Here is a 25,872-nt window from a genome sequence, read left to right on the forward strand (position 1 = left end):
CCCGCAGGAAAGTCGGTCGCTGCCGTGGCCTTTCGACGACAGAACGCACGGGTGTCCAAGGGTAAATCGTCCCGGTAAGGGGCGTCTTTTGCGGAATCGTCAGCAAACGAGACGGCCGCATGTTCCCGTACCTGGAAAACCAGATAAGATCATGCCAGTCGGTTTCGGGCGGAAGATCGGCCGACCGCGGCGGCATCGATCTATTCCTTTCGCTGAGTCCTACGATGGCCGTCGTTCTTGTCATCGCGAGCGTATGCCTGCTCGCGCTTGTGCTCTTGGATGGTTTCGAGACCATGGTCTTGCCGCGGCGCGTCACGCGGCGCTTTCGGCTGACGCGCTTCTTTTATCGCGGCCTATGGGTCCCCTGGCGACTGATCGCCATGCGCTTGCCGCGCGGCCGAATGCGCGAAGGCTGTCTGAGCATCTTCGGGCCGCTGTCGATTCTGCTGTTGTTTGCCTGTTGGATGGCGGCTTTGACCGTGGCCTTTGCCTGCCTGCACTGGTCGTTGGGGACCATCTTGCACATGCCCGGCGACGAGCAGATGCAGTGGACCGAGTACCTGTACATGAGCGGAACCACGATCTTCACGCTCGGCTACGGCGATGTCGTGCCGCTCGACGCCGTGGGCCGGTTCCTGGCCGTGGCCGAAGCGGGCATCGGCTTTGGCTTCCTGGCCGTGGTCATCGGTTACCTGCCTGTGCTGTACCAGGCATTCTCGCGCCGCGAGACGATCATCTCGATGCTCGACGCGCGGGCCGGATCGCCGCCGTCCGGCGGCGCGCTGTTGGTGCGTGCCGCGGAAAGCCATGACGTGGAGGCCATTCGCCGGTTCTTGCAAGATCTGGAACAGTGGTCGGCCGAAGTCCTGGAAAGCCACTTGTCGTTTCCCGTGCTGAGCTTCTATCGCTCGCAGCACGACAACCAATCGTGGCTGGCGGCACTCACGGCCGCGCTCGACGCCTGTGCGCTCATCATCGCAATGATCAAGGACGTTGCGCCGTACCAGGCGCAGCTGACCTTCGCCATGGCGCGGCACGCGGCCGTGGACCTGGTGCTCGTGTTCCACGTTCCGCCGGACATCGATGCCCATGGGCGCATGACGGACACGGCCCTCTCCCATCTGCGGGCCGCGCTCGCGAAAGCGAACATTCCCTTGCACGACGAAGCGACGGCCGCCGCCAAGTTTGCCGAGTTGCGGGCGATGTACGAACCGTTCGTCGTGGCGCTGGGTTGGTATTTTGTGTTCGCCGTGCCGCCGGTATTTCGCGAGACCGAAACGGTCGACAACTGGCAAACCAGCGCCTGGATGCGGCGCACCGTGGGCATCGGCAAGCTGCGCGCCCGGCCGCCGAGCGACGAGCATTTCGCGTGACCGGCGTTGGTGCTTGAGTTCGTGCGCGCCTGGCGGGTTCTACGCTGCCGCCGTCTCGGCAGCTTCGGTCTTGGGAAACGTCAGTGACGCCAGTGCAAACCCCACGGCTGCCACGAGCATCAGGCCGGTGAAGAACCAGTAGTAGCTCGCGCCCGACAGCCTGCTTGGACCTTCCTCGGATTGAATGAGGGTGTTCACCAGTGCCGTGACGGCGTTCCCCAGGGAATTCGACAACAGCCAGATCGCCATGACCACCGACTTCATGCTCTTGGGCGCGACGCTGTACGAAAACTCGAGACCCGTGATCGAGACCATCACTTCCGCGGCTGTCAGCACGACGTAGGCCAGCCCCTGCCAGTAGATCGTGGGCGTCTGTTCACGGTCGATCATCACCTGTATCCAGCCCGACACGACGAAGGCCAGCGCCGTCAGGAACAGTCCGATCGCGATTTTGCGCACGGGCGTGAGTCGATACACCCGATTCACGGCCGGGTAGATCGCGTAGGAGAATATGGGAATGAAAATCAGAATCAAGATGGGATTGAGCGTATGAATCTGTTCGGGATGCCACTCGATTCCAAAGGCGTGGCGATCCATGTTCCTGGCCTGCAGAATCCATTTCGTGCTGCTTTGGTCGTACAGGCTCCAGAAGATGGCCACGAATAAAGTGACAACGATCGGCGTGCGCAGTGCGCGCAAACCATCGGCCGTGAATACTTCGCGAACGAAGTTCAACCCGCCAGGCGGAGCGTGTACGAATCGCTTGCGGCCGAGCCAGAAGATGAGCGTGGCCACCCCCATCAAGATGCCCGGCACGCCAAAAGCGACGTGGGGCCCGAACCTTTCATCGTGCAGCAGCCACGGAATCAAGATCGTGGAAAAGGAGGAGCCGAAGTTGATGGAGAAGTAAAACCATGAATACACGCGCTCCAGCAGGTGGCGATTGCGCTCGCCGAATTGATCGCCGACGTTCGCCGACACGCACGGCTTGATGCCGCCCGAGCCGAACGCGATCAGCGCGAGTCCCAACTGCAGTGCCGCAAGCGGCGCGAGCCCCATTGCATTGCCGATTTGTGTGCCGCCAATCGACAGCACCAGGTGCCCCAGGCAGTAGATGAGCGAGACCCAGAAAATCGTCCGATATTTTCCCAGCAGACCGTCGGACAAGAGCGCCCCGAGCATCGGGCAGAAATAGACGGCCGAGTAGAAGAACGACGTGGCGGCCGTGGCCTCGTCCTCGGTCATCGGCGTCGGCCGTCCGTGGACGTCGACCAGGTACATGGTCATGTACGTGACCAGGATCGACCGCATCCCGTAGTAGCTGAAACGCTCGGCCGCCTCGTTACCGATGATGTACGGGACGCCGCTGGGCATCCGATCGGTATCTTCCGGCACCGTGCGGTACGTCGTCGACATCGTGTGCGGTTCCTCGCGGAGTGGGACGATAGCGCGTGGCGATCATCACGCGCCGGACTATCGCGGCAAGTTCGTTGCGCGCGGGCTGTCGCGAGGCGCTCGATGCGCACGGATAGTCGCACAACCGCCGCCCTTCTTCAAGGGCGCTGCGCGTCGTCGGGCGGGGCCAGGCCGAGTTGCCGCCAGGGGTCGGGCAACGGCGCCAAGATCGACACCATCTCTTGCGTCATGGGATGGCGAAACGTCACGCTCCGGCCGTGCAAGGCGATCGCACGCAACCGCTCGTCTTCGTGCTCCGGCCCGAACAGCTCGGCCGCGCCATAGAGCGTATCCCCCAACACCGGGTGGCCGCGTGAACCGCACTGGATGCGAATCTGGTGCGTGCGGCCGGTCTCCAGCTCGATTTCGAGCCACGTGCCCCAGCCGTGCCGGGCCAGGACGCGGTAGTGCAGCACCGCCTCGCGACCCTCGGCATGGCCGGCCGTGACGATTTCGGCGCGTGGCTCGCCCGGAACTTTGCGAACGAAATCGGTCCAGGTGCCGGCGTCGGGCGCGACCGAGCCGGCGACGCAGGCCCAATAGATCTTCCGCACCAAGCGCCCTTCGAACTGCTCCGAGAGGCGCCGCGCGGCCCGGGCGTGCCGCGCAAAGATTAATGCCCCGGAGACGGGCCGATCGAGCCGGTGCGGCACGCCCAAGTAGACGTTGCCCGGCTTGTTGTCGCGGCGCTTGATCCAGGATTTGAGGCGCGACTCGAGGCTGTCGATGGCCGGCGGCGCTTGGGTAAGCAGTCCGGCCGGCTTGCAAACGACCAGCACCGGCCCGGCTTCGTACAACAGCTCAACCTGGTCGTCGATCATGCGCTAGCTGGGCAAGACGGTCGGCAAGCCTGTGAAAAACGTGGCCGCGCGGTCGCGGCACTCACAAATTCCGAATAACCACGTGATAGCATACCGCACGCGGCGCGCCATCCTGGTGGACGCGACTGGGGAGTTGTCAGGGAAGTGCCATGCTTTCCCCCATCGGGCGGAATCGGCATGCGGCGTACGAGGGCGCTCTAGGTCGTACCGCGCGGGACGGCTAAAATCCGGCCGCTTGCTTGCCGTCTGACCGTAGCGTTCGAGGCGTCGCCATGGATGGTTTGTTGCCGCGGCTGTTGCTCACCCTGCCGCTGGCGCTTGTCACGATCGTAAGCTCCGCCCCGCGAGCCGGCGCCGCCGACGGCGAGAACACGCTCGCTCGAGCGATGCTCGAAGACGCCGAGTTGCACGACGTTGCCTTCGTCGATTCGGAGCACGGCTGGGCCGTGGGGGATCGCGGCGCGATCTGGAAAACCGAAAACGGCGGGCAATCGTGGGCGCTCGTTCCCTCGGGCGTGACCTGCACGCTCCGCAGCGTTCATTTCAACGACCTCGACAACGGCTGGGCGGCCGGCGGCGACTATCGCCCTTACGTCAGCGCGAACAAGGGCGTCCTGCTGCGCACCTACGACGGCGGTCGCACCTGGGAAGCCGACAAGGGGATCCTGCTCGCGACGGTTCGCGCCGTGAAGTTCTTTGGCCCACAGGGTTGGGCGTTGACCGAATCGTCTCCCTTGTTTCCGTCCGGCGTGTTCTATACGGACAACGAAGGTCGCTCTTGGACGCCGCTAGCGGATCGCGAGCCGGGCGATTGGTCGGTCGCCGCCTTTGCCGACGCGCAAGGAGCCGCGCTGGCCGGGGGGCGCGGCGCGCGGGCCGCCGTGAACCACCGGCGACTCGAACCGTGGCAACAAGCGGAGTACGGCCTGCGCGAGCCACGTGCCCTGTGTCTTGCCGGCGCGCGCGAGGGATGGCTGGCCGGCGACGGTGGACTGCTGCTTACCTCGCGCGATGGCGGCCAGTCATGGGAGCGCGCACCGCAGGATCCGCCCGCCGCGGAACAATTCGATTTCCGCGCCGTCGAGGCGCGCCAATCACACGTGTGGGTCGCCGGCGCCCCCGGCACGCGCGTGTGGCACTCGCCCGACGGCGGCACGACCTGGGAAAGCCAGGCGACGGGGCAATCGCTGCCTGTCAATCGGTTGCAATTCACCGACGAGCGGCATGGCTGGGCCGTCGGAGCGCTCGGCACCATCCTGGTCACAATCGACGGCGGCCGCACCTGGCAAAAACAGCACGGCGCCCGCGAGCGCGCGGCGCTCATGGCCGTGTACAGCGACGCCGAGCGCGTGCCGCTGGAGGCCGTGGCGCGGCTGGCCGCCAACGAAGGCTTCATCACGAGCATCGAGCTGATCGCCCGGCGCGACGCCGAGCCTGACACCGATCCCGTCGCGATTCAGGCGCCGCGTGATCGGGCCGCTTTCTTGGCAATTGGCGCAAGCGCCATCGAGCGACCGTGGGGCTTTCCGCTACGGCAGCCGGGAGTACACACCGCGGTCGAGACGTTGGTCGATGGCTGGAACCGCATGTACGCCGGCCAGGGAGTCGAACGGCTGGAAGAGTATCTCGTCAGGCAATTGCGCATCTGGCGGCCTGACGTCGTGCTGACTTCGGCCGCCAGTCCGGCCGGCGAAGATCCGCTCGGGCACCTGGTGAATCAGGTCGTGCTGCGTGCCATCGCGGATGCCAGCAGCAACGAAAAGTTCCCCGAGCTGGACGCAGCGGGGCTTGCTCCCTGGACCGTCAAGAAAGTCGCCGGCAGCTTGCCGTCGGGCAAGCTTGGCACGATGAACGTCAATACTTCGCAGCTCGCTCCAAGACTAACGCGCTCGCTGGCCGACTACGCCGGCGCGGCGCGCGGACTCCTGGCCGATCGCTACACCGCGCCCCCTAACGCCTGGGGCTTTCGTTTGTATGTCGACAACATCGGGCAGGGGTTGGGGCAGCAGGATTTCTTCAGCGGGCTGTCGCTGGCTCCCGGTTGCGACGCGCGGCGCGAGCTTCCCTCGATGGGACGCGCCGGCATGGATACGATGCGGCAGATCGCCGAAAAGCATCGCAACCTGCAAGCCATCCTGGCTCACTCCCAGCGCGCCGACCACGGCGGCCCGGCGCTGTTGGGGCAGATCGGCGATTTGATTCGCGGGCTCGATCCGGAAACCGCCGGCCAGACATTATTCGAGCTGGCGCAAACCTACCGCAATGACGGACACTGGGACTACGCCGCGTCGACGTTGCAATTGCTGACCGAAAAATTTCCGAATCACGCTCTTTGCGTACCGGCGCTCGCGTGGCTTGTGCCATATTGGTCGAGCGGCGAGGCGCTCGCGCGCACGCAGTCGTCCGACGAACCGCGGCTGAAGCCGCTGGCCCGCGTCCCCGGAGGTGTCCGACCGATCGGCGACTCGATTCCGCCTGCCGCCCAGGTCTTGCCAGGCGGTATCCAACAAGCCGGGTACCGTGAAACAACTGCGGCCGTGAGCAACGTTGCCCGGCGGGCCGCGCGAGCCATCGAGTTCGGCAAGCTGCTGGAGCGCATCGACGCCCAGGCGTGGAGTGATTTTCACGTGCAGTTTCCGCTCGCCACGGCGCGGCAGCGCGCGGCGGGCGCGGGCGCGGATCCGGATCGCTTCTACGGCATGATTGCCAAGACTCGACCGCACGACGCCTGGTGGGGCTGCGCGCGCGGTGAGCAATGGTTGCTCGACGGCAACGGCGCGGCGCCGAAATCGGCCGCCATCGTGCGGAAAACGGCCGCCAAGCCACGCCTCGACGGAGACCTGACCGACGACGCGTGGCAGCAGGCCGACCGTTTGGAGCTCACCAGCCCGCTGTCGGATGATGCCCAGTGGCCGGCCACCGTGATGCTGGCCTACGACGAAGAGTTTCTGTACGTGGCCATTGATTGCCGCTGCGCGCCCTTGGCCAGGTACCCGTCCGAGTCGCGCACCCGCGAGCGCGACGCCGATCTCGACGCCCACGATCGGGTCGAGCTGCGATTGGATGTCGATCGCGATTGGACCACGTTCTACCGACTGGCGGTCGATCATCGCGGCTGGACGTCGGACGATTGTTGGGGCGACCCGAGCTGGAACCCGCGCTGGTTCGTGGCCCAGTCGCGCGGGGAGGAGAATTGGACGATCGAGGCGGCGCTTCCTCTCGGCCATCTCTCGGCCGAGCCGGTCGGGCCAAAAACGGTCTGGGCGCTCGGTTTACAGCGAATCGTGCCGGGGGTCGGCCTGCAATCGTGGACGCGCCCGGCTACGGTCGCCGGCACGCGGCAGGGCGGCGGGTATTTAATCTTTGAATAAAGCGCCTTAATCTAAGCGGACCAGCTCGACATCGAATTCTTGCGACCGATTGCGTGGTCGCCGTCGGCAGTTGGCAGTCGTATACACGGAAGGCGCGCGACGTGAGTTACCTCATCGGCACGGATGAAGCAGGTTACGGTCCCCCCTTGGGCCCGCTCGTCGTTGCCGCGACCGTCTGGGAAGTGCCGGACGATTGTCTCGAGCCCTCGGACACGAACCTCTACGAGCGGCTGCGGCATTGCGTCGGTCGGCGGGTCAAACGCGGCGCGAAGACTCTGCCCCGGCGCGTTGCGATCGCCGATTCGAAGGCGCTCTACAGCCCGGCCGATGGCATCTCGCTCTTGGAGCAGGGTGTCTTGGTGGCGCTGGCGACGCTCGACCAGCGGCCGGCCACCTGGCACGAAGCGTGGGACGCGCTGTGCCCGCAGGGGACCGACGGCGACACGGATCCTTGGCACGCCGACTATGAAGCCCTCCTGCCGCTGGCTGCCGAGACGAAAGAGATCGATCGCCTGACCGCGAAGATGCGGGCGGGATTCGACCGCAGCGGCATCCGCTTGCGCGCCGTCGCTGGCCGCGCCGTGTTTCCCGGACAATTCAACAACCTGGTCGAAGAACTCGGCAACAAGAGCACGGCGCTTTCGGCCATCACGCTCGAGCTGGTTTCGGAAATGATGGCCCCGCTGGCCGGCGCTCGGGTGTCGGTCATTTGCGACAAGCACGGCGGCCGCGATTTCTACGCGCCCTTGGTGCAGCATTATTTTCCGGAATGGCTGGTCGAAGCGCGCTGCGAAGGGAACCTGGAAAGCCGCTACGTGTTCGGCCCCGCCGAAACACGCACCACGATTTCGTTCCGTTGTCGGGGCGAACGGGCCTTGCCCGTGGCCTTGGCCTCGATGACCGCCAAGTATCTGCGCGAGCTGGCGATGCGGGCTTTCAACGATTACTGGTGCCGGCAATTGCCCGAGCTGCGTCCCACGGCCGGCTATTCGCGCGACGCGCGACGGTTCAAACGCGACATCGCGGCCCTGCAAACGGCGCTGGGGATCGACGACCGGCAATTGTGGCGCGTAAAGTAAGGGCGTCCCAAAAGTTAGTGGTCGGTTGGGCGGGTGTGATCCAAGACTCGCGATTACCGAGAATTTAACCACTTGCGAACCTCGCGTATCGACTCGCGGATTTGAAGGTGCGCGCACAGTTCTATGATCAGTGCGACCAGTGCAACAAGTACCGCGGCCCATGAGTAAATGGTCGTATAGTGTCTCAAAATCGAATCGCGAGAATCAAATTCAAAGTAGGGATTCAGTTGCCATACCCAAAAGCCGTTCACAATCATGCAAGAAATCCAGGTCGTGAACGGGTCGCCCCGTAATCGCCAACCGAACGCAGTCCAGATCAGGGCGACATACACAAACCAGCCGGGGGCAAACAGCAATGGAATAGCGGGATTGACGAACGTCGATACGAGAATCACGATCGCGTAGGGCGTTCCGGCAGCCGCAATCAGGGCCGCTAGAATGCGTACGGCGAAGGGCCTTGCCTCATTCATCGATTCCGATCTCCGCACCTGACAGGGTTTCGTTGGTAACCGCACGTTGTTGTCCGATTTAACGCTCCCTCCTCCGAGAAGCACCGCCGATGTTCATCTATATTGTTCGCCACGCCTGGGCCGGGCAGCACGGCGATCCTGCGTATCCGGACGATTCTCTGCGGCCGCTGACGGACAAGGGGAAAAAGCGGTTTCGACGCATGGTGAAGAAACTCGTCAAGCGCGAGTTTCTGCCCACGGCCGTGGCGACGAGCTCCTTGGTTCGTGCCCGGCAAACGGCCGACATCATCTGCGACGTTTGCCCAGGCTCGCCTGCGCTCGCCGTGCTGGCCGATTTGTCGCCCGGCGGCCGGCTGGAGCCGCTGTTGCAATGGACGCGCGAACAATCGGGCGACGTGGCCTGGGTCGGTCATGCGCCGGACGTCGAGAGCCTGGCGGCCGATCTGATGGGGGCGAGTAATGGACAGATCGGCTGTGAGAAAGGGGCCGTGGCGGCGGTTCGCTTTGCGGGGCCGATTGCTGCCGGCGCTGGCGAGTTGGTCTGGCTGGCGACGGCCGACCTGCTGCGCTGTTAAAACCGGGTCGGGACCCGCCGGCCGATGAGAATGGGCCTGCTGCGGCGGCCTTCGCCGCGCGCGGTTGGCCTCGGTTTCCCTCCCTTTCCCGGCCGCTTGAAGACCCTAGAATTTTATCGGATACTCTCTGGCCTGGACGCCGGGTTTTCGGCGTTTCGCACTCTGTGCGTCAGAAGGGCCCCCCGTCTTGTCCGCCGGCCTGCCTCCATCCACATATCCCATGCCACTACAGGATTCGAACATGCGATTTCGCACCAACTTCGCCGCCGCAATCTGCGGGCTCGCGTGCTGTTTGTTCATCGTTGCCATCGGCTGCGGAAAGCCGGCCGAAAAGAAGTCGGCGAAATCCAAGAGCGCCACGGAAACAAAGACCGACGCGGCAACCGCCGAATCGACGGAGCCGGCCCAGGCGGAAGCCGGCGAGACGGCCGCCGTCACCGGAAAGAACACGCCGGCGGCCGGCGGCAATCGCGTCCTGCTCGGCTCGCCCGAATTGACGGCCGGTATCCCCGGCGAGGGCGATCTCACCGTCGAGCAGATCAAAGCCTGGTTCGACAAGCCGGGCACGCTCGAACCGCTGGAAATCGATCTGCCGCAGGGCTTGAACCTCGGTCTGCCGCAGGCCGAGGCCGTGCTGGACGCCAATCCCATGTCGCGGGGGATGATCGAGCTGGGGCGACAGCTCTATTTCGACAAGCGGCTCTCGGTCGACGGTACCGTCAGTTGCGCCAGTTGCCATGATCCGGAGCAGGGCTTCGGCGCCCACACCCAATTTGGCGTGGGCGTGCGCGGGCAGACGGGCGGCCGCAACTCGCCCATCTCGTACAACCGCATCTTCAGCGGCGCGCAATTCTGGGACGGCCGCGCGGCCAGCCTCGAAGAGCAGGCCAAGGGCCCCGTCGCCAACCCGATCGAAATGGCCAACACCCACGAGGAAGCCGTGGGCACGATCAAGAAGATCGAAGGCTACCAGGTGGAGTTCGACAAGGTCTTCGGCGGCAGCGGCGGTTCGAGCATCAACATCGACAATATCGCCAAAGCGATTGCCACTTTCGAGCGCGCGATCGTCACCGGGCCGTCGCCGTATGACTACAACGAGCTAATGCGCGTTTACGCGAACGCCGACTTGGACGATCTGAAAGAAGATCCTGAGGCGTGGGCAGCGTACGAGAAGAACAAGGCCGATGCGGCCGCGCACCCGATGTCGGAAAGCGCGCTGCGCGGACGCGAGATCTTCTTCGGCGACAAGGGGGGCTGCACGGCCTGCCACGTCGGCCCGAATCTCTCGGACGAGCTGTATCACAACCTGGGTGTCGGCATGGATGCCGAAAAGCCGGACCTCGGTCGCTACGACGTGACCAAGGAAGAAAAAGATAAAGGCGCCTTCAAGACTCCCACGATTCGCAACGTGGTCCATTCGGCTCCCTACATGCACGACGGATCGCACAAGACGCTGGAAGAAGTCGTGGCCTGGTACGACAAGGGAGGTCACCCGAATCCGACGCTCGATCCGAAGATCAAGAAGCTGAATCTGACGGATCAGGAAAAGGCGGACCTGGTCGAATTCATGAAGGCCTGCACGGGCGATTTCCCGAAAGTCGAAACCGGTCGCCTGCCGAAATAGCACGCCTGGACGCGGCGCTCTCAACAGCGAAAACGCTTGCGGCGCCCCGGAGTGTCCCGGCCGGGAGAGCGCATGCCTGCTCGCGCAGATTCGAGCGCGCGACCGCTTGCGCGGCGGTGGCGGCGATGCTCCGGTTGTCGGTCTTTGACCCCAGGCCTAGACTTGTGTCATGCCTGCAGGCCGGTGCCACGGCTCCGTTGCAGGGACGCTGGCCGAATTTGCCCGATTCCTCTTTGTTTGACACGTCAGCCACGTATTTATGCCCAGCAGCGAAGACGAGCTCTACCAGGAGCATATTCTCGAGCACTACGAGGAGCCGTACCATCGCGGGCGGGTGGCGCATGCCACGCACTCGCACGAAGACGATAACCCGCTGTGCGGCGACGTGGTGCGCATCGACCTGGCGGTCGACGCTGCGGGCAAAATCCAGGAAGTTTATTTCGACGGTGACGGCTGCTGCATCAGCCAGGCCGCGGCGTCGATGCTGGTCGAACATTTCGATCAGAAGACCGTCGAAGAGGTCAAGCATTTCACGGCCGAGGACATGCTGCGCCTGTTCGGGGCCAAACTGACGCCCAACCGGCAGAAGTGCTGCCTGCTTTCCTGGCGCGTGTTGCAGGCCGCGATTTATTCGCCGAGCGACAGCTCGGCGTCCAACGGCGCGGACGCCGCGACGAAACAAGCCAGCCCGGGACCCGCGCAGAAATAAACCGCGCCGGGCTTGGAAGGACCGGGATTAAAGGACTACCGATGAGTACGTTGACGCCGGTATTACCGCTCGATCCCGCGGCCTTGCGCGAGGACTTTCCCATACTCTCCGTGCGGCTGCACGACGATGTGCCGCTGGTGTATCTCGACAACGGCGCTACCACGCAGCGCCCGCGGCAGGTCATCCAATCGCTGGTCGACGTTTACGAAAAGCAATACGCCAACGTCCATCGCGGCATTCATTGGCTCAGCGATCAAAGCACGGACTTGTACGAAGAGGCGCGGGAAAAGGTCCGCGCGTTCATCAACGCGCCCGCCCGCGAGCAGGTGATCTTCACCTATGGTACGACCGAGGGAATCAACCTGGTGGCTCGCAGTTGGGGCGCCGCCAACGTCAAGGCCGATGACGAGATCCTGCTCACCGAGATGGAGCACCATTCGAATCTCGTTCCCTGGCAGCAATTGGCGGCCGAGCGAGGGGCGAAGCTCAAATACATCCCGATCACGCCGGACGGCCGGCTCGACAGGGCGGCGCTTCCGGCGCTGTTAACGCCGCGGACCAAAATGGTCGCGGTCACCGCGGTGTCGAACGTGCTGGGAACGATCAACGACGTCGCCGACATCGCGCGCCAAGCGCACGCCGCCGGCGCCGTCGTGCTGGTCGATGCCGCGCAAAGCGTGCCGCACATGACGACCGACGTGCAGGCGCTGGACGTCGATTTCCTGGCCTTCAGCGGGCACAAGATGCTGGGGCCCTCGGGCGTGGGCATCTTGTATGGTCGCCGCGAGCTGCTCGAAGCAATGCCCCCGTTCCTCGGCGGCGGCAGCATGATTCGCCGCGTGAAGCTCGATTCCTTCGAGCCGGCCGAGTTGCCGGCGAAGTTCGAAGCCGGCACGCCCCCGATCGTACCGGCCATAGGCCTAGGTGCCGCGATCGATTACTTGAATCACGTCGGCATGGACAACATCCACGCCTACGAGCGGATTCTCACCGAGCGGGCACACCAGGTGCTGGCCGAAGTCGGAGGCGTACACATTCTCGGCCCGGAAACGGAATTCAAGGGGGGCATCGTCAGCTTCACGCTCGACGGCATTCACGCCCACGATATCGCCCAGTTGCTCGATCGGCGGGGCATCGCCGTGCGGGCCGGTCACCACTGCGCCATGCCCTTGCACAAGCGGCTGGGAATCAATGCCAGTGCCCGGGCCAGCTTCTACTTCTACAACACGCTGGCCGAGATCGAGTTGCTTGGCACGGCGCTGGCGGACGCCAAGCGCGTCTTTCGCAAGAAGAAATAGCCCGGTCGCGCATCGGCTATTTTATTTCGATCGTCGAAACCACCGGGCTGGCCGTCGTGCGCGCGGTTCAGCGCGGCGTGGACTTTTGCTTGGGAATCAGCAGGCCCGCGCCCAGCAGGAGCGCACCCGTGATCAATCCTCCCACGGCCGCGATCATGCGATGGCGGTTTATCGTGGCGGCCTGTTGATAGTCCTCGACCATCATGCGGAATTCCAACATGTTGGAGGATTCGGGCGTCTTGCTCAGCTCATTCCACAAGTAGGTCGTCTGCAGCAATGTCATTTGGTCGATATCACCGGTCGACCCCGCCGCCTCGATCAATGCCTCCTGATGCTCTTGCGGATAGATCGGGCGCGTCATCCACAGGAAGGCCACCGCCAATAGCGCGAGGGCGCCAAGCAAGCCGCCCACGAAGAATACCGCCTGACGCAGGCCCCAATCCTGAGCGTGCTGGTCGGCCTCGGGCGCGGCCCGCTCCAGCCGATCGAGACCGCGCAGCGTGGGAATCGTCAGCGCGGCGCCGCATTGAGGGCAGCCGACCGACAGGCCGGCCTGGCTGCGGTCGACGGCCAGCTTGTGGCCGCAAGGGCAAGGAAGCAGATATTCCGTCTTGATCGTGGCCAATGCCGCCTCGGAGTTGATCAAAGCATGGAGTTGATCAAAGCATGATTTCGGATCGCAAGCTTGCGGCGGCTACTCTGGCACCGCCGAGCCGCGCGACGCCCACCAGGGAAGCGTGGCGCCGCCGTCGATTCCCAGTGCTGAGCCGGTAATGTAATCGCTGGCCGGATCGCACAAGAAGACGACGCCGCGGCCGATTTCTTCGGGCCGCCCCAGCCGGTTCCACGGCAGTAGCTCGCCGCCGCGTTGGATTTGCTCCTCGCTGGCGAATTTTCGCTCGCCCGGCGTATCGATCCAGCCGGGATGAATGATGTTGACGCGGATGCGGTGCTCGACCAGTTCAATGGCCGCGGTTCTGGCCATCTGGTCGATGGCGGCCTTCGCCATATTGTACGCCATCGAACGCGGCACGGGGATAAAGGCGTGCGGCGAACTGATCACGACGATCGAACCGCCTTCGCCTTGCTCGACCATTTGCCGGGTGGCGGCCCGCAGGGTGTAGAACGCTCCCCACATCGTGACCTGCAGCGTGCGGTGAAAGCCGTCGAGATTCGCCTTGTGGAAGATCTCCCGATCGCTGTAGACGGCGTTGGTCACGGCGATATCCAGCCGGCCAAACTGCTGCACGGTTTTATCGACCATCTCGTCGACGACGCGGCGGTCGCCGACGTCGCCCGGCACCAGTAGCGAACGTCGTCCGGCGGCCTGCACGGCCTCGGCCACGTTATCCGCGTCTTCGCGGTGCGAATTGAAGTTGATCGCCACGTCGGCCCCGGCCTCGGCCAAGGCGATGGCGGTGGCCCGTCCGATACCGCGGCTGGCGCCCGTGACTAAGGCAACTTTTCCGTTGAGAATCACGGCGGATACCTTCTGAAGAGACTTCGAGAGAGCGAACCTGAACGAGCCACGATTTTAGCCGGCAAGCGCCGCTTCGTAAGCCGCGATCTTGTCTTCGTGGGCCAGAGTCAGGCCGATGTCGTCCAGTCCGTTGAGCAGGGAATGCCGCCGCGACGGCTCGACCTCGAAGGCGACTTTGAAGCCGGCATCGTCCGCGATCGTACACGTTTCCAGATCGACCGTGAGCTGGTACCCCTCGCGCGCGGCGCGGCGGAACAGCTCGTCGACCGTACCTTCGTCAAGCCGCACCGGCAGCAGGCCGTTTTTGAAGCAGTTGTTGTAGAAGATGTCGGCGAAGCTGGGAGCGATGATCGCGCGAAAGCCGTAATCCTCGAGCGCCCAGGGGGCGTGCTCGCGACTCGAGCCGCAGCCAAAATTCCGCCGCGCGAGCAGGATCGTGGCGCCGCGGTTGCGCGGCAGGTTCAACTCGAACTGCGGATTATCGGAGCCGTCTTCCAGGCGCCGCCAATCCTGGAACAGAAACTGCCCGAAGCCCGTCCGTTCGATCCGCTTGAGAAATTGCTTGGGAATGATCTGGTCGGTATCGACATTGGCGCGGTCCATGGCCGCGACCAGGCCGGTGTGTTTGACGAAAGGTTTCATGCGTGACCCGTGAAGAAATGGTGTCGCCGGTGGGACGCGTGCGCCCGGTCGTTATTTGTATTTCCACTCGCGAATGTCGACGAAGTGCCCGGACACGGCCGCCGCGGCGGCCATCGCCGGCGAGACCAGGTGCGTGCGGCCCCCCTTGCCTTGCCGGCCTTCGAAGTTGCGGTTGCTGGTCGAGGCGCAGCGCTCGCCGGGCGAAAGCGTATCGGGGTTCATGCCCAGGCACATGCTGCAACCGGCTTCGCGCCATTCGAAACCGGCTTCCTTGAAGATGCGGTCCAACCCCTCCGACTCGGCCTGCCGCTTCACCTGCCCGCTGCCAGGCACCACCATCGCATGGACACTGCCGGCGATTTTGTAACCCTTGACCACCGCCGCCGCGGCCCGCAGGTCGCTGATGCGGCTGTTGGTACAGGAACCGATGAAGACCCGATCGAGCGCCACGGCTTCGATCGGCGTGCCGGGCTTGAGCCCCATGTAATTCAGGGCGCTGGCTGCGCTCTTGCGCTCGTTCTCGTCGGCCAGTTGGGTCGGATCGGGAATCTTGTCCACGACCTTGGCCACTTGCGCGGGATTGGTTCCCCAGGTCACTTGCGGCGCCACGTCCGCGGCATTGAACACCGAGACGCGATCGTACTTGGCGCCGGGGTCCGAGGGGAGCTGTCGCCAGCGGTTCGCCGCCGCCTCGAAATCGCGCGGCGCGAATTCGCGGCCCCGCAGATAATCGAACGTTACCTCATCCGGCGCGATCATGCCGCAGCGGGCGCCGGCTTCGATCGACATGTTGCAGACGGTCATCCGTTCTTCCATGTCGAGCGCGCGGATCGCCGGGCCAGTGTATTCGATGGCGTAGCCGGTGCCGCCGTCGGTGGTCAATTGCCCGATGAGATACAGGATCAAGTCCTTGGCCGTGACGCCGCGCGCCAAGGCGCCGTCGAAGCGGACCTCGAACGTCTTGGGGCGGTATTGCAGCAAGGTTTGCGTGGCCAGCACGTGCTCGACTTCACTGGTGCCGATGCCGAAGGCCATGGCACCAAGCGCCCCGTGCGTGGCTGTATGGCTGTCGCCGCAGACGATCGTCATGCCCGGCTGCGTCAGCCCCAGCTCGGGGCCGATGACGTGAACGATTCCCTGTTGAGCGTTATCGAGGTCGTAAAGCTTTACGCCGAACTCGCGGCAGTTGGCCCGCAGCGTGTCGATCTGCTGCTTCGAGATCGGGTCCAATATGGGCAGCGATCGGTCGGTCGTGGGAATATTGTGGTCAGGCGTGGCAACCGTCCGCGATGGTTGCCGCACTTTGCGCCCCGCCAATCGCAACCCCTCGAAGGCCTGAGCGCTGGTCACTTCGTGTACAAGGTGCAGGTCGATATAGAGAATCGTCGGCTTCCCCTCTTCGGCATGCACCACGTGCGCATCCCAGATCTTGTCGAACATCGTGCGGGGGCGTGCGGAGGATGAAATCATGATCAACCCAAGCAGCAAAAAGGGGGGGGCGTGGCGGGCAAACGGCCAGGGCGGAAATCTTGCCCGGCCCGCCGCGCGGAGAAATACCCAGACATTTGATTCTACTAGACGGCCGAGCGCTTGGGGAGGTTCGTGACGAGGCGGCGGAACCGTCATCACCAGGCAGAACGAGCAATCAACTTGCCCCGACCGCGGTGGGTCTTTCGATCTGCTCCCACCAGTTGGTGGCCTGCTCGCGGGACCAATCGCCGGCCGATTCGCATTCCGCCAGCGCCCGGCCGAAGGCCGCCGCCGAGGGATATCGATCGTCGGGATTTTTGGCCAAGGCCCGCAATACCACCTGCTCGAGATCGGCGGGAATGTCGGGCCGGATGCGGGACGGCGGCGCCACTTCGTCGTGCGCATGCGCGACCATCACCCGCATCGGGTTTTGATCGTCGAACGGTGGTCGGCCGACGAGCAGGAAGTACGCCACGGCGCCGAGCGAATAGATGTCACTGCGCCCGTCGGGCTCACTGTCTCCCAGCGCCTGTTCAGGCGACATGTACGAGGGAGACCCCGTGATCGTGCCGTCTTGCGTGAGCTGCGGCGCGGCGGGGCCTTCGGCGGCGGCCTTGGCCAGCCCGAAATCGAGCAGCTTGGCCACGTCGTGTACGCCACCACGATGGGCCGCGAAAATGTTCCCCGGCTTGATATCGCGATGGACCAATCCCACGGCGTGCGCTTCGCGCAGGGCGTCGCACGTTTGCGTAAGCAGATAGATCACGCGCTCCGGCGGCAGCGGACCGTAGCGCTCGACCAGCTCGGCCAGGCTCAGACCGGGCAGATATTCCATTACGTAATAAAACGTGCCGTCTTCGGTCATGCCGTAATCGAAGATCTCGACGGTGTTCCAATGCGACAGGCGGGCGGTGGCCCGCACTTCGCGCTCGAAGCGCGCGAGCGCCCGCGGGTCGTGCGCCTTGCCCGGACGAATGATCTTGATCGCGCAGGGCCGCTTCATCATTTGATGCTCGGCCAGGTAGACCTCGCCCATGCCGCCGGCGCCGATCAGGTTGCGCAAGCGATATTGCCCGAGCTGCCGGGCTTCGAAAGCTTCGCGGCGCAAGCTGCCGATCATGTACGTGCCGTAGACGCTCGAGCCGAAGCCCGCGGCCATGAACAGTACGACGTAGGAGAGCTGATTGAGGTGTTGCGCCCTGGTCAGCTCGCTGTACATCCGATTGTCGAACAGCATCACGACGATTGGTGCGATGGCCATGACGCCGATGATCGCCGCCGCCCGCCGCCAGGTGTTGGGGATGTAGATCGCGTACGTGAACATCAAGCAGAACCACATTCCGACCGGGTTGTAGGTCGTGTGGTCGAGGGTCATGCTGGCCGCGTTGGCAACATGCTGCACGCAGGCGAAGAAGAGCGCGGTCAGACCGAAGATGACCGTTTCGGCGACGCGCAGAGCGCGTAGCGAAAGGTTGCACCGCCAGCACAGCTTATAGCTGACCAGCGCCAGCACGACGACGTGGAAGGCGTGGAACCAATCGAGATACCGCGCGCTGCGCTCGAGCGCGGGATTTCCCATCGACAGGCCGGCGCCAAACAGCGACCGCACGAAGAATGCGGCTGACCCCAAGCACAGGACCAAAGCCGCGGCCCGTAAGCGCGTGCGCAGTAGCAACCGCGTCTCACCGGAGAGCCCCGGCCCGCTCCCTTCGACGAGCGCCACGCGCGGATTGACTTCGGGCAGAGGGCTGCCACTGGTCGAACCGCGCAGGCTCAGGCTATCGAGCGTCGCGTCGCCCCCGTGCCGCTCGAAATGGTGACGTTGCTGGTCCATCGAACGTGTGCGCCAGAATTGTTTCGCACGCCCCGCGCCTCGGCGAACGCGACTAACCCATCATATACGTGGGGCTTGCGGGAGAGTTCACCCAAATTTCCACCGCGTTTGGGGAATAGCCGTTTCCGGTGATTCCCCGCGCAGTCACTCTGTCTACCATTCGCACGACCATCGGGTTTCTTAAGGTGGGGCGCCTCTTGTTCGGGAACGGCCGGAACGCTTCTGCCGCCCTATAGTTGCCGTCGGCGGAAAATAATTTCCCGCGCAGGAACATCGCCCCATGCTAGCGGGGGGGCTACGTCGCGACAGGGCCGCCTGCCCATGGAGAGCCCGCAAGCCGGACGAAGGTTCGCCGCTGGCGGGCGCGAACGAAGAGCGAGCCGATGGATCGAAGGCCCGAGATTTATGCGGCCCGGCGGCGCGGCGCTACGGCCGCGGCCCATTGCCGGACGCTGTCGTGCGCCACGTCACGGTAGGGAGAGTCCGCCCCCGCAAGCGCGGCATCTTGCAGAAACACACGCGTGCGATCGTGCAGGAGCCGCTCGATGTAATACCACGACTTTTCCAGCGCTGCCCGATCCTGATCGTTGTTAATCACGATCAGGTCGGCCAGGCCCAGCATGTTCGCGGCGCGCGACAGCGCCGAGAACGCATCGCCGGGCAGCAGCCGGATCTTCGCGCCGCTGGTTACCAGCTTGCGATGAGCCAGCTTGAGGGACAGGCCTTCGCCGGTTTGCGGCGCGCGCATCTCGAAGAGATCGACGCCCGTATAAACGACATTCTCGGCAGAGTCTTTGCCCGCCGCCATTTCGATCATCCGCAAAGCCAGGTCGCCAGAGGCGACTCCCAGCTCGACGATTCTGCGCAGGCCGTCACGGCGAATCGCCTGATAAATCGGCCGATACACGGCGGGCCGCGAAAAACGCGTGAGAAACAAGCTGCGCAGACGGAATGACTTGATCCACATCGTGTTGACCCAGGCAAATGTCGGCGGGATTTCGGGCGTCGCAACGCCACGAGCGCGCAAGCCAGGCGGCGGTAGGTGAGGTTGGGCAGGCGCGGCAGAGCTTGCCGCGCGAGTCGTCACGACGAATCCTTTGTCGGCGACTCGAAAAACCGAAGGCTGGCGCGCTGACAATTATCTGTTCGGCCGCCGATCCGACCCGAGTCAAATGGAATTCGCAACTCGTCAGATGCGCAAAGTATCGGTGCGCTTTATCGGGTTTACATACGAAGCTGTCATCTTCGGCGCGCCCCTTCAAGTGACTCGTTCCCCACGGTCGATAGCGCGCGAGGGCGAGCGCCGTATCGCAAAAAGTTCCAAAAGGCGGAGCCGATGCGCACCTGGTTGCTAGCATTTACGTTGATCAACCTTGCGGCTAGCGAATTGCTAGCACAAACTCCCTTGCCGCCGTCGGCGTCCGCCGGCGCGGCAACCGACGGACCGCTGCTGGCTCCGCCGGTGATCGACGTTCCCGCCGCGCCGCGCGCGGCGGTCTCGCCCCCGGCAGTCAACGTTCCAAGTACGGCCGGGGCACCGCTGGCGCCACCATCGATCGACGTCCCAAACGCGTTCGGGGCGCCTCTGCCACCGCCGGCAGGCAGCGAAGCGAAGAGCAAGCCACGTTTCTTTCGCCTCCCACAACCCACGACGCCACCCAGGTTCGCTGGGGCGCCTACCGCGCCCAATCAGCAGGGCAAAGGCTTGGGCAGCCGCTTTAAACAGCGTAATGCGCCACCATTGACCGACGCACCCCTGGCAGGCTCGAGCGCCGCGCTTTCATCGCAGCCCGAGGTGTCAGGCATCGATGCGCCCCCCTCCAAGCGCGCCAACAATCCGCGCAAGTACGGCCCGCTGGAATTGTTTCCCAAGACGAAGGAATCGGACCGCACGGGCAACCCGTTTTCCCTTCGCCGGCCGGTCCTCGCCTGGTAGCTAGCACCAGCGCACGCGCGCTAACGATCGGCTAACACCAGAGCGCGCCATTTTTTGCGCAAGAGCGCACACGAGCGCCCTGGGCTGCGTAATAGCCTTATGCGCGTCATCCTGACGCGGGGGGGTGCGTACGCTCACCCGTTAGGAATTGACCGCCGCGGCCCGGGTGTGCTAACTTTCGCAGCCGCTTCCGTGGCGCGCGTTAGGCTGGGTAACGTGCGCGTCGAGGTGGTCGCACCTGCGGTCCATGCCCATTCGATCCGACGCGAGAAGACCGGTGAAATACGCAGCCATAGGTCCCATCTCGGTCTACTTGCCGCTGCTGGTCGAGACGAACGACGATCTCAACCGGCAGTTTCCGAAATGGGACATGGACCTGATCTATTCCAAGACAGGCATCCGTGCTCGGCACATCGCCGCCCCCGAGGAATGTGCCTCGGACCTGGGAGTCGCGGCCGCGGAAAAGCTTTTCGCCGAACACCAGGTCGATCGCGATTCGATCGATTTTCTCCTGCTCTGCACGCAGACGCCCGACTACCCGTTGCCCACCACGTCCTGCTTGATGCAGGATCGCCTGGCGTTGCGGACTTCGATCGGCGCGCTGGATTTCAACCTGGGGTGCTCGGGCTTTGTCTACGGACTGTCGCTGGCCGATGGACTGATTCGTAGCGGCGCGGCCCGCCGGGTACTCTTGATCACGGCCGAAACGTATTCGAAGTACATCGCGCCCGACGATCGCAGCCTGCGCACGATCTTCGGCGATGGCGCGGCGGCGACGCTCGTCGAAGCGGCGGACACATGTTCCGTCGGATCCTTTCGCTTCGGCACCGATGGCGCGGGCGCCGATACGCTGATGGTCACCAAGGGGGGCGCGCGGCCCGAGAACGACGCCATCAAACCGCGCAAGCGCCAACGCTGGTCGAGCGATCTCTTCATGGATGGTCCGGCGCTGGTGGATTTCACGGTCGAGCGGATTCCGCAGCTCGTCGACGAGATTCTCGCCACCGCGCAATGGGCGCGCGACGAAGTCGACCTGTTCCTCATGCACCAGGCCACGCATATGATGCTGGATCGGCTGCGCCAGCGGATGGAACTGGATGATCAGCGGCTGCCGCTGATGCTGGAAAATTGCGGCAACACGGTCTCCTCGACGCTGCCCATCCTGATGCACGACCTACGGGCCAGCGGCCGGCTGCGGCCGGGAACGCGATCGCTGTTGGTCGGCTTCGGCGTCGGGCTCTCCTGGGCCGGGTGCCAATGGACCGAAACGTGGGCGGGTCACGGCGCCGCCACCGGCGATGCCACGACCGCTTCTGACGCTGGCGAGATCGTCGCCGGCGACGACGACGCGGAAAAGCAGGCGGCCTAGCACGGCGCCGTTGCGATTTCCTTCTGCGTCTACTTTTCGTTCTCGGCCCACTCGTCGCTGCCTACTCCCGCCGCATTCCGCCCGCGGGCTCTCTCTGTCGCGCACGACACCTGATTATCCGCGACATTTGACAGCCAGATCGTTTTGACGTTAGCTAGTTGTCAGACATCGTTGCTGTTGTGGTCCCGTGGTCATCGGGCGGGCGAACGACTCGCGGCACCCGCGCTGTGAGCGTCTTTAGCGGAGCGTTCACATGAAGTGTCGCGGCGCAGGCCCAGTCGTTCCGGATCGGGCCGCGAAAATCGAACGCCGAGAGTTGTGCAGAGTCGCGATACTTTGTCAGGCTTTTTTTGAAGCGTCGGGTTGGCGTACCCTGGATAAGTTCGGCCAACTTCGACACGCTCGCGCCAGCGTGAGCATGGCCCCCGACCGATCGTGGAGTTTCGGCTGTCAGTCGTTCACTTAACTGCCTGCTGCCTACTGACAACCGACGACTTCGTTCCCCTGGCGAATTACTTCGCGCCGACCAGTTGCTTCTTCTTCTCGGCCAGGATTTCTTCCTGGATGCTGGCCGGCACGCGCTTGTAGCGCGAGAATTCCATGGTGAACGTTCCCTGTCCCTGCGTCATGCTGCGCAGGTCGGTCGAGTAACCGAACGTTTCGGCCAGCGGCACTTCGGCCTCGATCACGGCCACGGCTCCCTGCACTTCGCTGGAGACGATCATGCCGCGGCGGCTGGTCAATTCGCCGGTCACCGAGCCTTGGAAATTGACCGGCACCTCGACTTCGAGCTTCATCACCGGCTCGAGCAACACCGGCTTCATCTTCAGGAACGTTTCGCGGAAGCAGCCGCGAGCGCAGACCTGGAACGCCATGTCCGAGCTGTCGACCTCGTGGTACGAACCGTCTTCGAGCACGGCCTGCACGCCCACGATCGGGAAGCCCGCCACCGGCCCCTTGGAGAGCGAATCGCGGAAGCCCTTCTCGACGCTGGGAATGTACTCGCGCGGAATGCGGCCGCCGGTGACCTTATCGACGAACTCGAACGGCTCCGGGGCATCGTCCGGCAGCGGATAGAAGTGGCCGACGACGTGGGCGTACTGGCCCGAACCGCCGGTCTGCTTCTTGTGCTTGTAATTGTAGTCGGTCTCTTTCGTCGGCGCTTCGCGGTAGCTGACCTTGGGCGCGCCGACTTCGACCTCGACCTTGTACTCGCGGCGCATGCGCTCGACGTAGATTTCCAGGTGCAGCTCGCCCATCCCGGCGATCAACGTGTCGCCCGTCTCTTCGTCGCTGGTGGCGCGGAACGTCGGGTCTTCCTTGGTGAAGCGCTGCAAGGCCTTCGACAGCTTGTCGCTGCCTTCGCGCGACAGCGGCGTGATGGCCATCTTGATGACCGGCTCGGGCACGAACATGCTTTCCAGCGTGCAGTACTTCGTCTGCGAGGCGTACGTATCGCCGCTGGCGCAGTCGATGCCGATGATCGCCACGATGTCGCCGGCCGAGGCGCTGTCGACTTCCTCGCGCTTGTCGGCGTGCATGCGCACGATGCGGCTGAAGCGGTGCTTCTGGCCGGTGCGCTGGTTGTAGTGCATGTCCCCCTTGTTGATCGTTCCCTGGTAAATGCGGGTGAACGTCAACTGGCCGTACGGATCTTCCACGATCTTGAACGCCATGCCGACGAAGGGCTTGGCCGGATCGGGCTCGAGCGGGAACTTCTCGTCCGGCTTGTCGTAAGCCTTGGCCGTGACCTTGCGGTCCAGCGGCGACGGAAGGTAGCGGACGATGGCATCCAATAGGGGCTGCACCCCCTTGTTGCGATAGGCGGTGCCCATGAACACCGGCGTGACGTCCTGTTCCTGAACGGCTTCGGTGACGACCTTGTGGATCAGTTCCTCGGGCACTTCCTGCTCGCCCAGCAACAGCTCCATCAGCTCGTCGCTGTACATGGAGAACGCTTCGAGCATGGCCTGGCGGGCCTCGACGGCCTCGTCTTTCAGCTCGGCGGGAATTTCTTCGCGGCGGACCTTCTCGCCGTTATTGCCGTCGAAGTACACGGCCTTCATCGTGATCAGGTCGATGACGCCTTCGAACTTGTCTTCCTTGCCGATCGCGATCTGCATCAGCACGGCTTCGCATTGCAGCTTTTCGCGCAATTGCTTGACGACGCGGCGATAGTCGGCGCCGGTGCGGTCCATCTTGTTGATGAACGCCAAGCGCGGCACGTGGTAGCGCTTCATCTGGCGGTCGACCGTCATCGACTGCGACTGCACGCCGCCCACGGCGCACAGCACGAGGATGGCGCCATCGAGCACGCGCAGGCTGCGCTCGACCTCGACGGTGAAATCGACGTGGCCCGGGGTATCGATCAGGTTGATCTGGTGGTCCTGCCACTCGACCGTGGTGGCGGCGCTGGTAATGGTGATCCCGCGCTCGCGCTCCAGGTCCATGTGGTCCATGGTGGCCCCGCCTTCGCCCTTCACCTCTTGAATGCGGTGAATGCGTCCGGCGTAGAACAAGATGCGCTCGCTGAGCGTGGTCTTGCCCGAGTCGATATGCGCCGAAATACCGATGTTACGTAGGTTGGCCAGGTCCATGGTCGAGTCTCTTTATCCGGTAACGAATCTCTTCACCCAATAACCGACACCGCTTGCGTTCCTGTTAACCGACTGTGGCTATAGCGTGAGCGCCCGCAAATCCGTTGGGTCGCAATCGCCTGGGGTCGCCGGAAGGAACGAGAACCCCGTTGGGCAGGCAGGGGTCCCGTGAATCTCCCGAGGCGCTCCTTGCCGTTGGAGCGGGACCCAGCATGGCATGACGCCTGTCCAACCATCGTAACCCATTTCTTCGGCAGGCAAAGGGCAAATAGACCACAAGGATTTGATTTCCTAATGAGAATCGTGTGTTGAATTCGTGAATGCGGCCTTGGCGTTTGCCGCGGCTCCCGCCGGGAAGCGTGCAATAAACGCGCCAGGGCGGCGTTGCTGGGCGTCGGTATTGGAGCCGGACAGTTGATTTATCTCCAAGCGGCAACTAGTTTTAACGAGCCATGAATACACCTGACGAGAGCAATCCGGCAAACGGTCCGGCACAACCGGCTGTCCATGCGACAGCCACCGGGGGGCGTCGCGCCCTGCTAGCACGCTACCCGTGGCTGGGATTCGTTTTGCCGCTGGTCGTCTTTCTGCTTTTTACGCAGTTCGAGCCGACCCCACCCCCGATCGCCGAAAAGCCAGCGGCGCCGGAACCGGCTGCCGTGGATCGGGCCGGTCCCGCCCACGGCGCCCCGGCCAGCGCCTCCGAGGCCCAAGGCGCGCCCGAGTCAGACGCAGGCGACGAGACAGTGAAACCATCGAGCTGGTTCGGCTTGGACATTCCGTACAGCGCGTATCCCTACGTCTATACGCTGAAGATCGCGCTTTCGATCGCGGCCATCGCCTTTTGCTGGCCGACCTATCAGCAGTTTCCCTGGAAGCTGAGTCCCCTGGCGTTTGTCGCCGGCGCCGTCGGCGTGGTGCTGTGGGTCGGTCTCTGTCAGTTGAAACTCGAAGGGCGCGTCCTGCCGGCGATTGGCTTGGGCAGTCTGGTCGCGAGCACGCAACGCAGTGCCTTCAACCCGCTTGTCGAATTGGCGGCGCAGCCGGCCTGGGCGTGGGGCTTTCTCGTGATCCGCTTCATCGGCCTGGCATTGGTCGTGCCGTTGATCGAGGAGTTTTTCCTGCGCGGCTTCGTGATGCGTCTGTGCGTCAGCGAAGATTGGCCGAAGGTTCCTTTTGGCACCGTGAACAAGCTGGCCGTTGTGGTAGGAACGGCGGTCCCGCTCGCCATGCACATGCCGAGCGAGTACCTGGCCACGCTCGTCTGGTTCTCGATGATCACCGGGTTGATGGTTCTGACGCGTAATATCTGGGACTGCGTCGCCGCCCACGCCACGACGAACCTGCTCCTGGGCTTGTACGTCGTCGTCTGGAACCAGTGGCATCTGATGTAGCGGCGGCTCGGGGACCGTTTTCGCGCTCTCTCGTTGCGGTCTTGAGCCGTTTCCCTGCGTGCCATGCATTTCCGACGAAGGAGGATAAGCATGTTTGGCGGCGCTGAAATCCGATGATTGCATGCTTATTCGCTGCGCGAAAAAGCATGGCACAAAAGTCATAAAAGCGCTTCGCCCTCAATATTCCGTGGCCGGCGGCGAAAGCAAGGTGAATTGCACGATCTCTCCGCGCGACCAACTCGGTTAATCCGCGGTCGCCGGAAGTGGTACGCTTCAGTAGCGGCCGGGTCGATGTTGGGAGAAGTCGTTGGCTCCCAAAACGGTGCGGCCCCGGTGGCTTGGAAAACCTCACTCCTCGGGCACATTCTGTGAGCA

At 63.8% G+C, this 25,872-nt stretch carries 20 protein-coding genes; 10 read left to right on the forward strand and 10 right to left on the reverse strand.

The genetic code is table 11. The features are described 5' to 3' along the window. Positions 1 to 224: 224 nt before the first annotated feature. Positions 225 to 1,373, forward strand: a complete 1,149-nt coding sequence (locus VHD36_10390) for a potassium channel family protein (GenBank protein ID HVU87719.1) — start codon at positions 225 to 227, stop codon at positions 1,371 to 1,373. 39 nt (positions 1,374 to 1,412) lie between these two features. On the opposite strand, the gene VHD36_10395 is transcribed toward VHD36_10390, so the two are convergent. Then, complete coding sequence (locus VHD36_10395; protein HVU87720.1) at positions 1,413 to 2,789, reverse strand: POT family MFS transporter; 1,377 nt, start codon at positions 2,787 to 2,789, stop codon at positions 1,413 to 1,415. 137 nt (positions 2,790 to 2,926) lie between these two features. Beyond that, positions 2,927 to 3,649, reverse strand: coding sequence for an RluA family pseudouridine synthase (locus VHD36_10400; protein HVU87721.1), 723 nt, complete (start codon positions 3,647 to 3,649; stop codon positions 2,927 to 2,929). A gap of 272 nt (positions 3,650 to 3,921) precedes the next feature. On the opposite strand from VHD36_10400, the gene VHD36_10405 reads away from it, so the two are divergent. Beyond that, positions 3,922 to 7,020, forward strand: a complete 3,099-nt coding sequence (locus VHD36_10405) for a YCF48-related protein (GenBank protein HVU87722.1) — start codon at positions 3,922 to 3,924, stop codon at positions 7,018 to 7,020. Between the two features lie 101 nt (positions 7,021 to 7,121). Then, on the forward strand, positions 7,122 to 8,099 hold the full coding sequence (locus tag VHD36_10410; protein ID HVU87723.1) for a hypothetical protein: 978 nt from the start codon (positions 7,122 to 7,124) through the stop codon (positions 8,097 to 8,099). A 53-nt stretch (positions 8,100 to 8,152) separates the two neighbouring features. Here VHD36_10410 and VHD36_10415 read toward each other — a convergent pair whose 3' ends face one another. Then, positions 8,153 to 8,569 (reverse strand): hypothetical protein, encoded by a 417-nt coding sequence (locus tag VHD36_10415; protein HVU87724.1) that lies wholly within the window; start codon positions 8,567 to 8,569, stop codon positions 8,153 to 8,155. 89 nt (positions 8,570 to 8,658) lie between these two features. On the opposite strand from VHD36_10415, the gene VHD36_10420 reads away from it, so the two are divergent. The 4 genes from VHD36_10420 (at position 8,659) to VHD36_10435 (ending at position 12,775) form a co-directional block, all read left to right on the forward strand. After that, positions 8,659 to 9,144, forward strand: a complete 486-nt coding sequence (locus VHD36_10420) for a histidine phosphatase family protein (GenBank protein ID HVU87725.1) — start codon at positions 8,659 to 8,661, stop codon at positions 9,142 to 9,144. 241 nt (positions 9,145 to 9,385) lie between these two features. Next, entirely contained in the window at positions 9,386 to 10,768 is a 1,383-nt protein-coding gene (locus VHD36_10425) for a cytochrome c peroxidase (protein HVU87726.1), read from the forward strand. Positions 10,769 to 11,027: 259 nt separating this feature from the next. Beyond that, entirely contained in the window at positions 11,028 to 11,477 is a 450-nt protein-coding gene (locus tag VHD36_10430) for an iron-sulfur cluster assembly scaffold protein (protein HVU87727.1), read from the forward strand. A 41-nt stretch (positions 11,478 to 11,518) separates the two neighbouring features. Further along, on the forward strand, positions 11,519 to 12,775 hold the full coding sequence (locus VHD36_10435) for a cysteine desulfurase (GenBank protein ID HVU87728.1): 1,257 nt from the start codon (positions 11,519 to 11,521) through the stop codon (positions 12,773 to 12,775). A 67-nt stretch (positions 12,776 to 12,842) separates the two neighbouring features. On the opposite strand, the gene VHD36_10440 is transcribed toward VHD36_10435, so the two are convergent. From VHD36_10440 to VHD36_10465, 6 genes are all read right to left on the reverse strand, one after another. After that, positions 12,843 to 13,400: a hypothetical protein gene (locus VHD36_10440; protein ID HVU87729.1), complete on the reverse strand. Its 558-nt coding sequence runs from the start codon at positions 13,398 to 13,400 to the stop codon at positions 12,843 to 12,845. Positions 13,401 to 13,469: 69 nt separating this feature from the next. Then, positions 13,470 to 14,255, reverse strand: a complete 786-nt coding sequence (locus tag VHD36_10445; protein HVU87730.1) for an SDR family oxidoreductase — start codon at positions 14,253 to 14,255, stop codon at positions 13,470 to 13,472. A 54-nt stretch (positions 14,256 to 14,309) separates the two neighbouring features. Continuing rightward, positions 14,310 to 14,897, reverse strand: a complete 588-nt coding sequence (gene leuD / locus VHD36_10450; protein HVU87731.1) for a 3-isopropylmalate dehydratase small subunit — start codon at positions 14,895 to 14,897, stop codon at positions 14,310 to 14,312. A 51-nt stretch (positions 14,898 to 14,948) separates the two neighbouring features. Beyond that, positions 14,949 to 16,367, reverse strand: a complete 1,419-nt coding sequence (gene leuC / locus VHD36_10455; protein ID HVU87732.1) for a 3-isopropylmalate dehydratase large subunit — start codon at positions 16,365 to 16,367, stop codon at positions 14,949 to 14,951. Positions 16,368 to 16,542: 175 nt separating this feature from the next. Continuing rightward, the gene (locus VHD36_10460; protein HVU87733.1) at positions 16,543 to 18,201 is read right to left on the reverse strand and encodes a serine/threonine-protein kinase; all 1,659 of its coding nucleotides are present in this window, start codon (positions 18,199 to 18,201) and stop codon (positions 16,543 to 16,545) included. Positions 18,202 to 18,604: 403 nt separating this feature from the next. Further along, positions 18,605 to 19,288, reverse strand: a complete 684-nt coding sequence (locus tag VHD36_10465; GenBank protein HVU87734.1) for a hypothetical protein — start codon at positions 19,286 to 19,288, stop codon at positions 18,605 to 18,607. Positions 19,289 to 19,537: 249 nt separating this feature from the next. Here VHD36_10465 and VHD36_10470 point away from each other — a divergent pair, with 249 nt between their 5' ends. Beyond that, positions 19,538 to 20,137 carry a hypothetical protein gene (locus VHD36_10470; protein ID HVU87735.1) on the forward strand — a complete coding sequence of 200 codons (600 nt, stop codon included), beginning with the start codon at positions 19,538 to 19,540 and terminating at the stop codon, positions 20,135 to 20,137. Between the two features lie 277 nt (positions 20,138 to 20,414). Beyond that, complete coding sequence (locus VHD36_10475; GenBank protein ID HVU87736.1) at positions 20,415 to 21,506, forward strand: ketoacyl-ACP synthase III; 1,092 nt, start codon at positions 20,415 to 20,417, stop codon at positions 21,504 to 21,506. 512 nt (positions 21,507 to 22,018) lie between these two features. On the opposite strand, the gene fusA is transcribed toward VHD36_10475, so the two are convergent. Continuing rightward, positions 22,019 to 24,103, reverse strand: coding sequence for an elongation factor G (fusA, locus tag VHD36_10480; protein ID HVU87737.1), 2,085 nt, complete (start codon positions 24,101 to 24,103; stop codon positions 22,019 to 22,021). 452 nt (positions 24,104 to 24,555) lie between these two features. Between fusA and VHD36_10485 the strand changes: the two genes are divergently transcribed. Next, a complete protein-coding gene (locus tag VHD36_10485; protein ID HVU87738.1) occupies positions 24,556 to 25,497 on the forward strand; it encodes a CAAX prenyl protease-related protein in 942 nt (313 codons plus the stop codon). Positions 25,498 to 25,872: the final 375 nt, after the last annotated feature.

It is taken from the genome of Pirellulales bacterium (assembly GCA_035546535.1).
In the GTDB taxonomy this organism is placed as follows: Bacteria; Planctomycetota; Planctomycetia; order Pirellulales; family JACPPG01; genus JACPPG01.

What these genes read in the sequence shown, in the direction of transcription:
- VHD36_10390 (HVU87719.1), top strand. Translation starts at nt 225, where the DNA reads ATGGCCGTCGTTCTTGTCATCGCGAGCGTATGCCTGCTCGCGCTTGTG.
- VHD36_10395 (HVU87720.1), bottom strand. Translation starts at nt 2,789, where the DNA reads ATGTCGACGACGTACCGCACGGTGCCGGAAGATACCGATCGGATGCCC.
- VHD36_10400 (HVU87721.1), bottom strand. Translation starts at nt 3,649, where the DNA reads ATGATCGACGACCAGGTTGAGCTGTTGTACGAAGCCGGGCCGGTGCTG.
- VHD36_10405 (HVU87722.1), top strand. Translation starts at nt 3,922, where the DNA reads ATGGATGGTTTGTTGCCGCGGCTGTTGCTCACCCTGCCGCTGGCGCTT.
- VHD36_10415 (HVU87724.1), bottom strand. Translation starts at nt 8,569, where the DNA reads ATGAATGAGGCAAGGCCCTTCGCCGTACGCATTCTAGCGGCCCTGATT.
- VHD36_10420 (HVU87725.1), top strand. Translation starts at nt 8,659, where the DNA reads ATGTTCATCTATATTGTTCGCCACGCCTGGGCCGGGCAGCACGGCGAT.
- VHD36_10425 (HVU87726.1), top strand. Translation starts at nt 9,386, where the DNA reads ATGCGATTTCGCACCAACTTCGCCGCCGCAATCTGCGGGCTCGCGTGC.
- VHD36_10430 (HVU87727.1), top strand. Translation starts at nt 11,028, where the DNA reads ATGCCCAGCAGCGAAGACGAGCTCTACCAGGAGCATATTCTCGAGCAC.
- VHD36_10435 (HVU87728.1), top strand. Translation starts at nt 11,519, where the DNA reads ATGAGTACGTTGACGCCGGTATTACCGCTCGATCCCGCGGCCTTGCGC.
- leuD (HVU87731.1), bottom strand. Translation starts at nt 14,897, where the DNA reads ATGAAACCTTTCGTCAAACACACCGGCCTGGTCGCGGCCATGGACCGC.
- leuC (HVU87732.1), bottom strand. Translation starts at nt 16,367, where the DNA reads ATGATTTCATCCTCCGCACGCCCCCGCACGATGTTCGACAAGATCTGG.
- VHD36_10460 (HVU87733.1), bottom strand. Translation starts at nt 18,201, where the DNA reads ATGGACCAGCAACGTCACCATTTCGAGCGGCACGGGGGCGACGCGACG.
- VHD36_10470 (HVU87735.1), top strand. Translation starts at nt 19,538, where the DNA reads ATGCGCACCTGGTTGCTAGCATTTACGTTGATCAACCTTGCGGCTAGC.
- fusA (HVU87737.1), bottom strand. Translation starts at nt 24,103, where the DNA reads ATGGACCTGGCCAACCTACGTAACATCGGTATTTCGGCGCATATCGAC.
- VHD36_10485 (HVU87738.1), top strand. Translation starts at nt 24,556, where the DNA reads ATGAATACACCTGACGAGAGCAATCCGGCAAACGGTCCGGCACAACCG.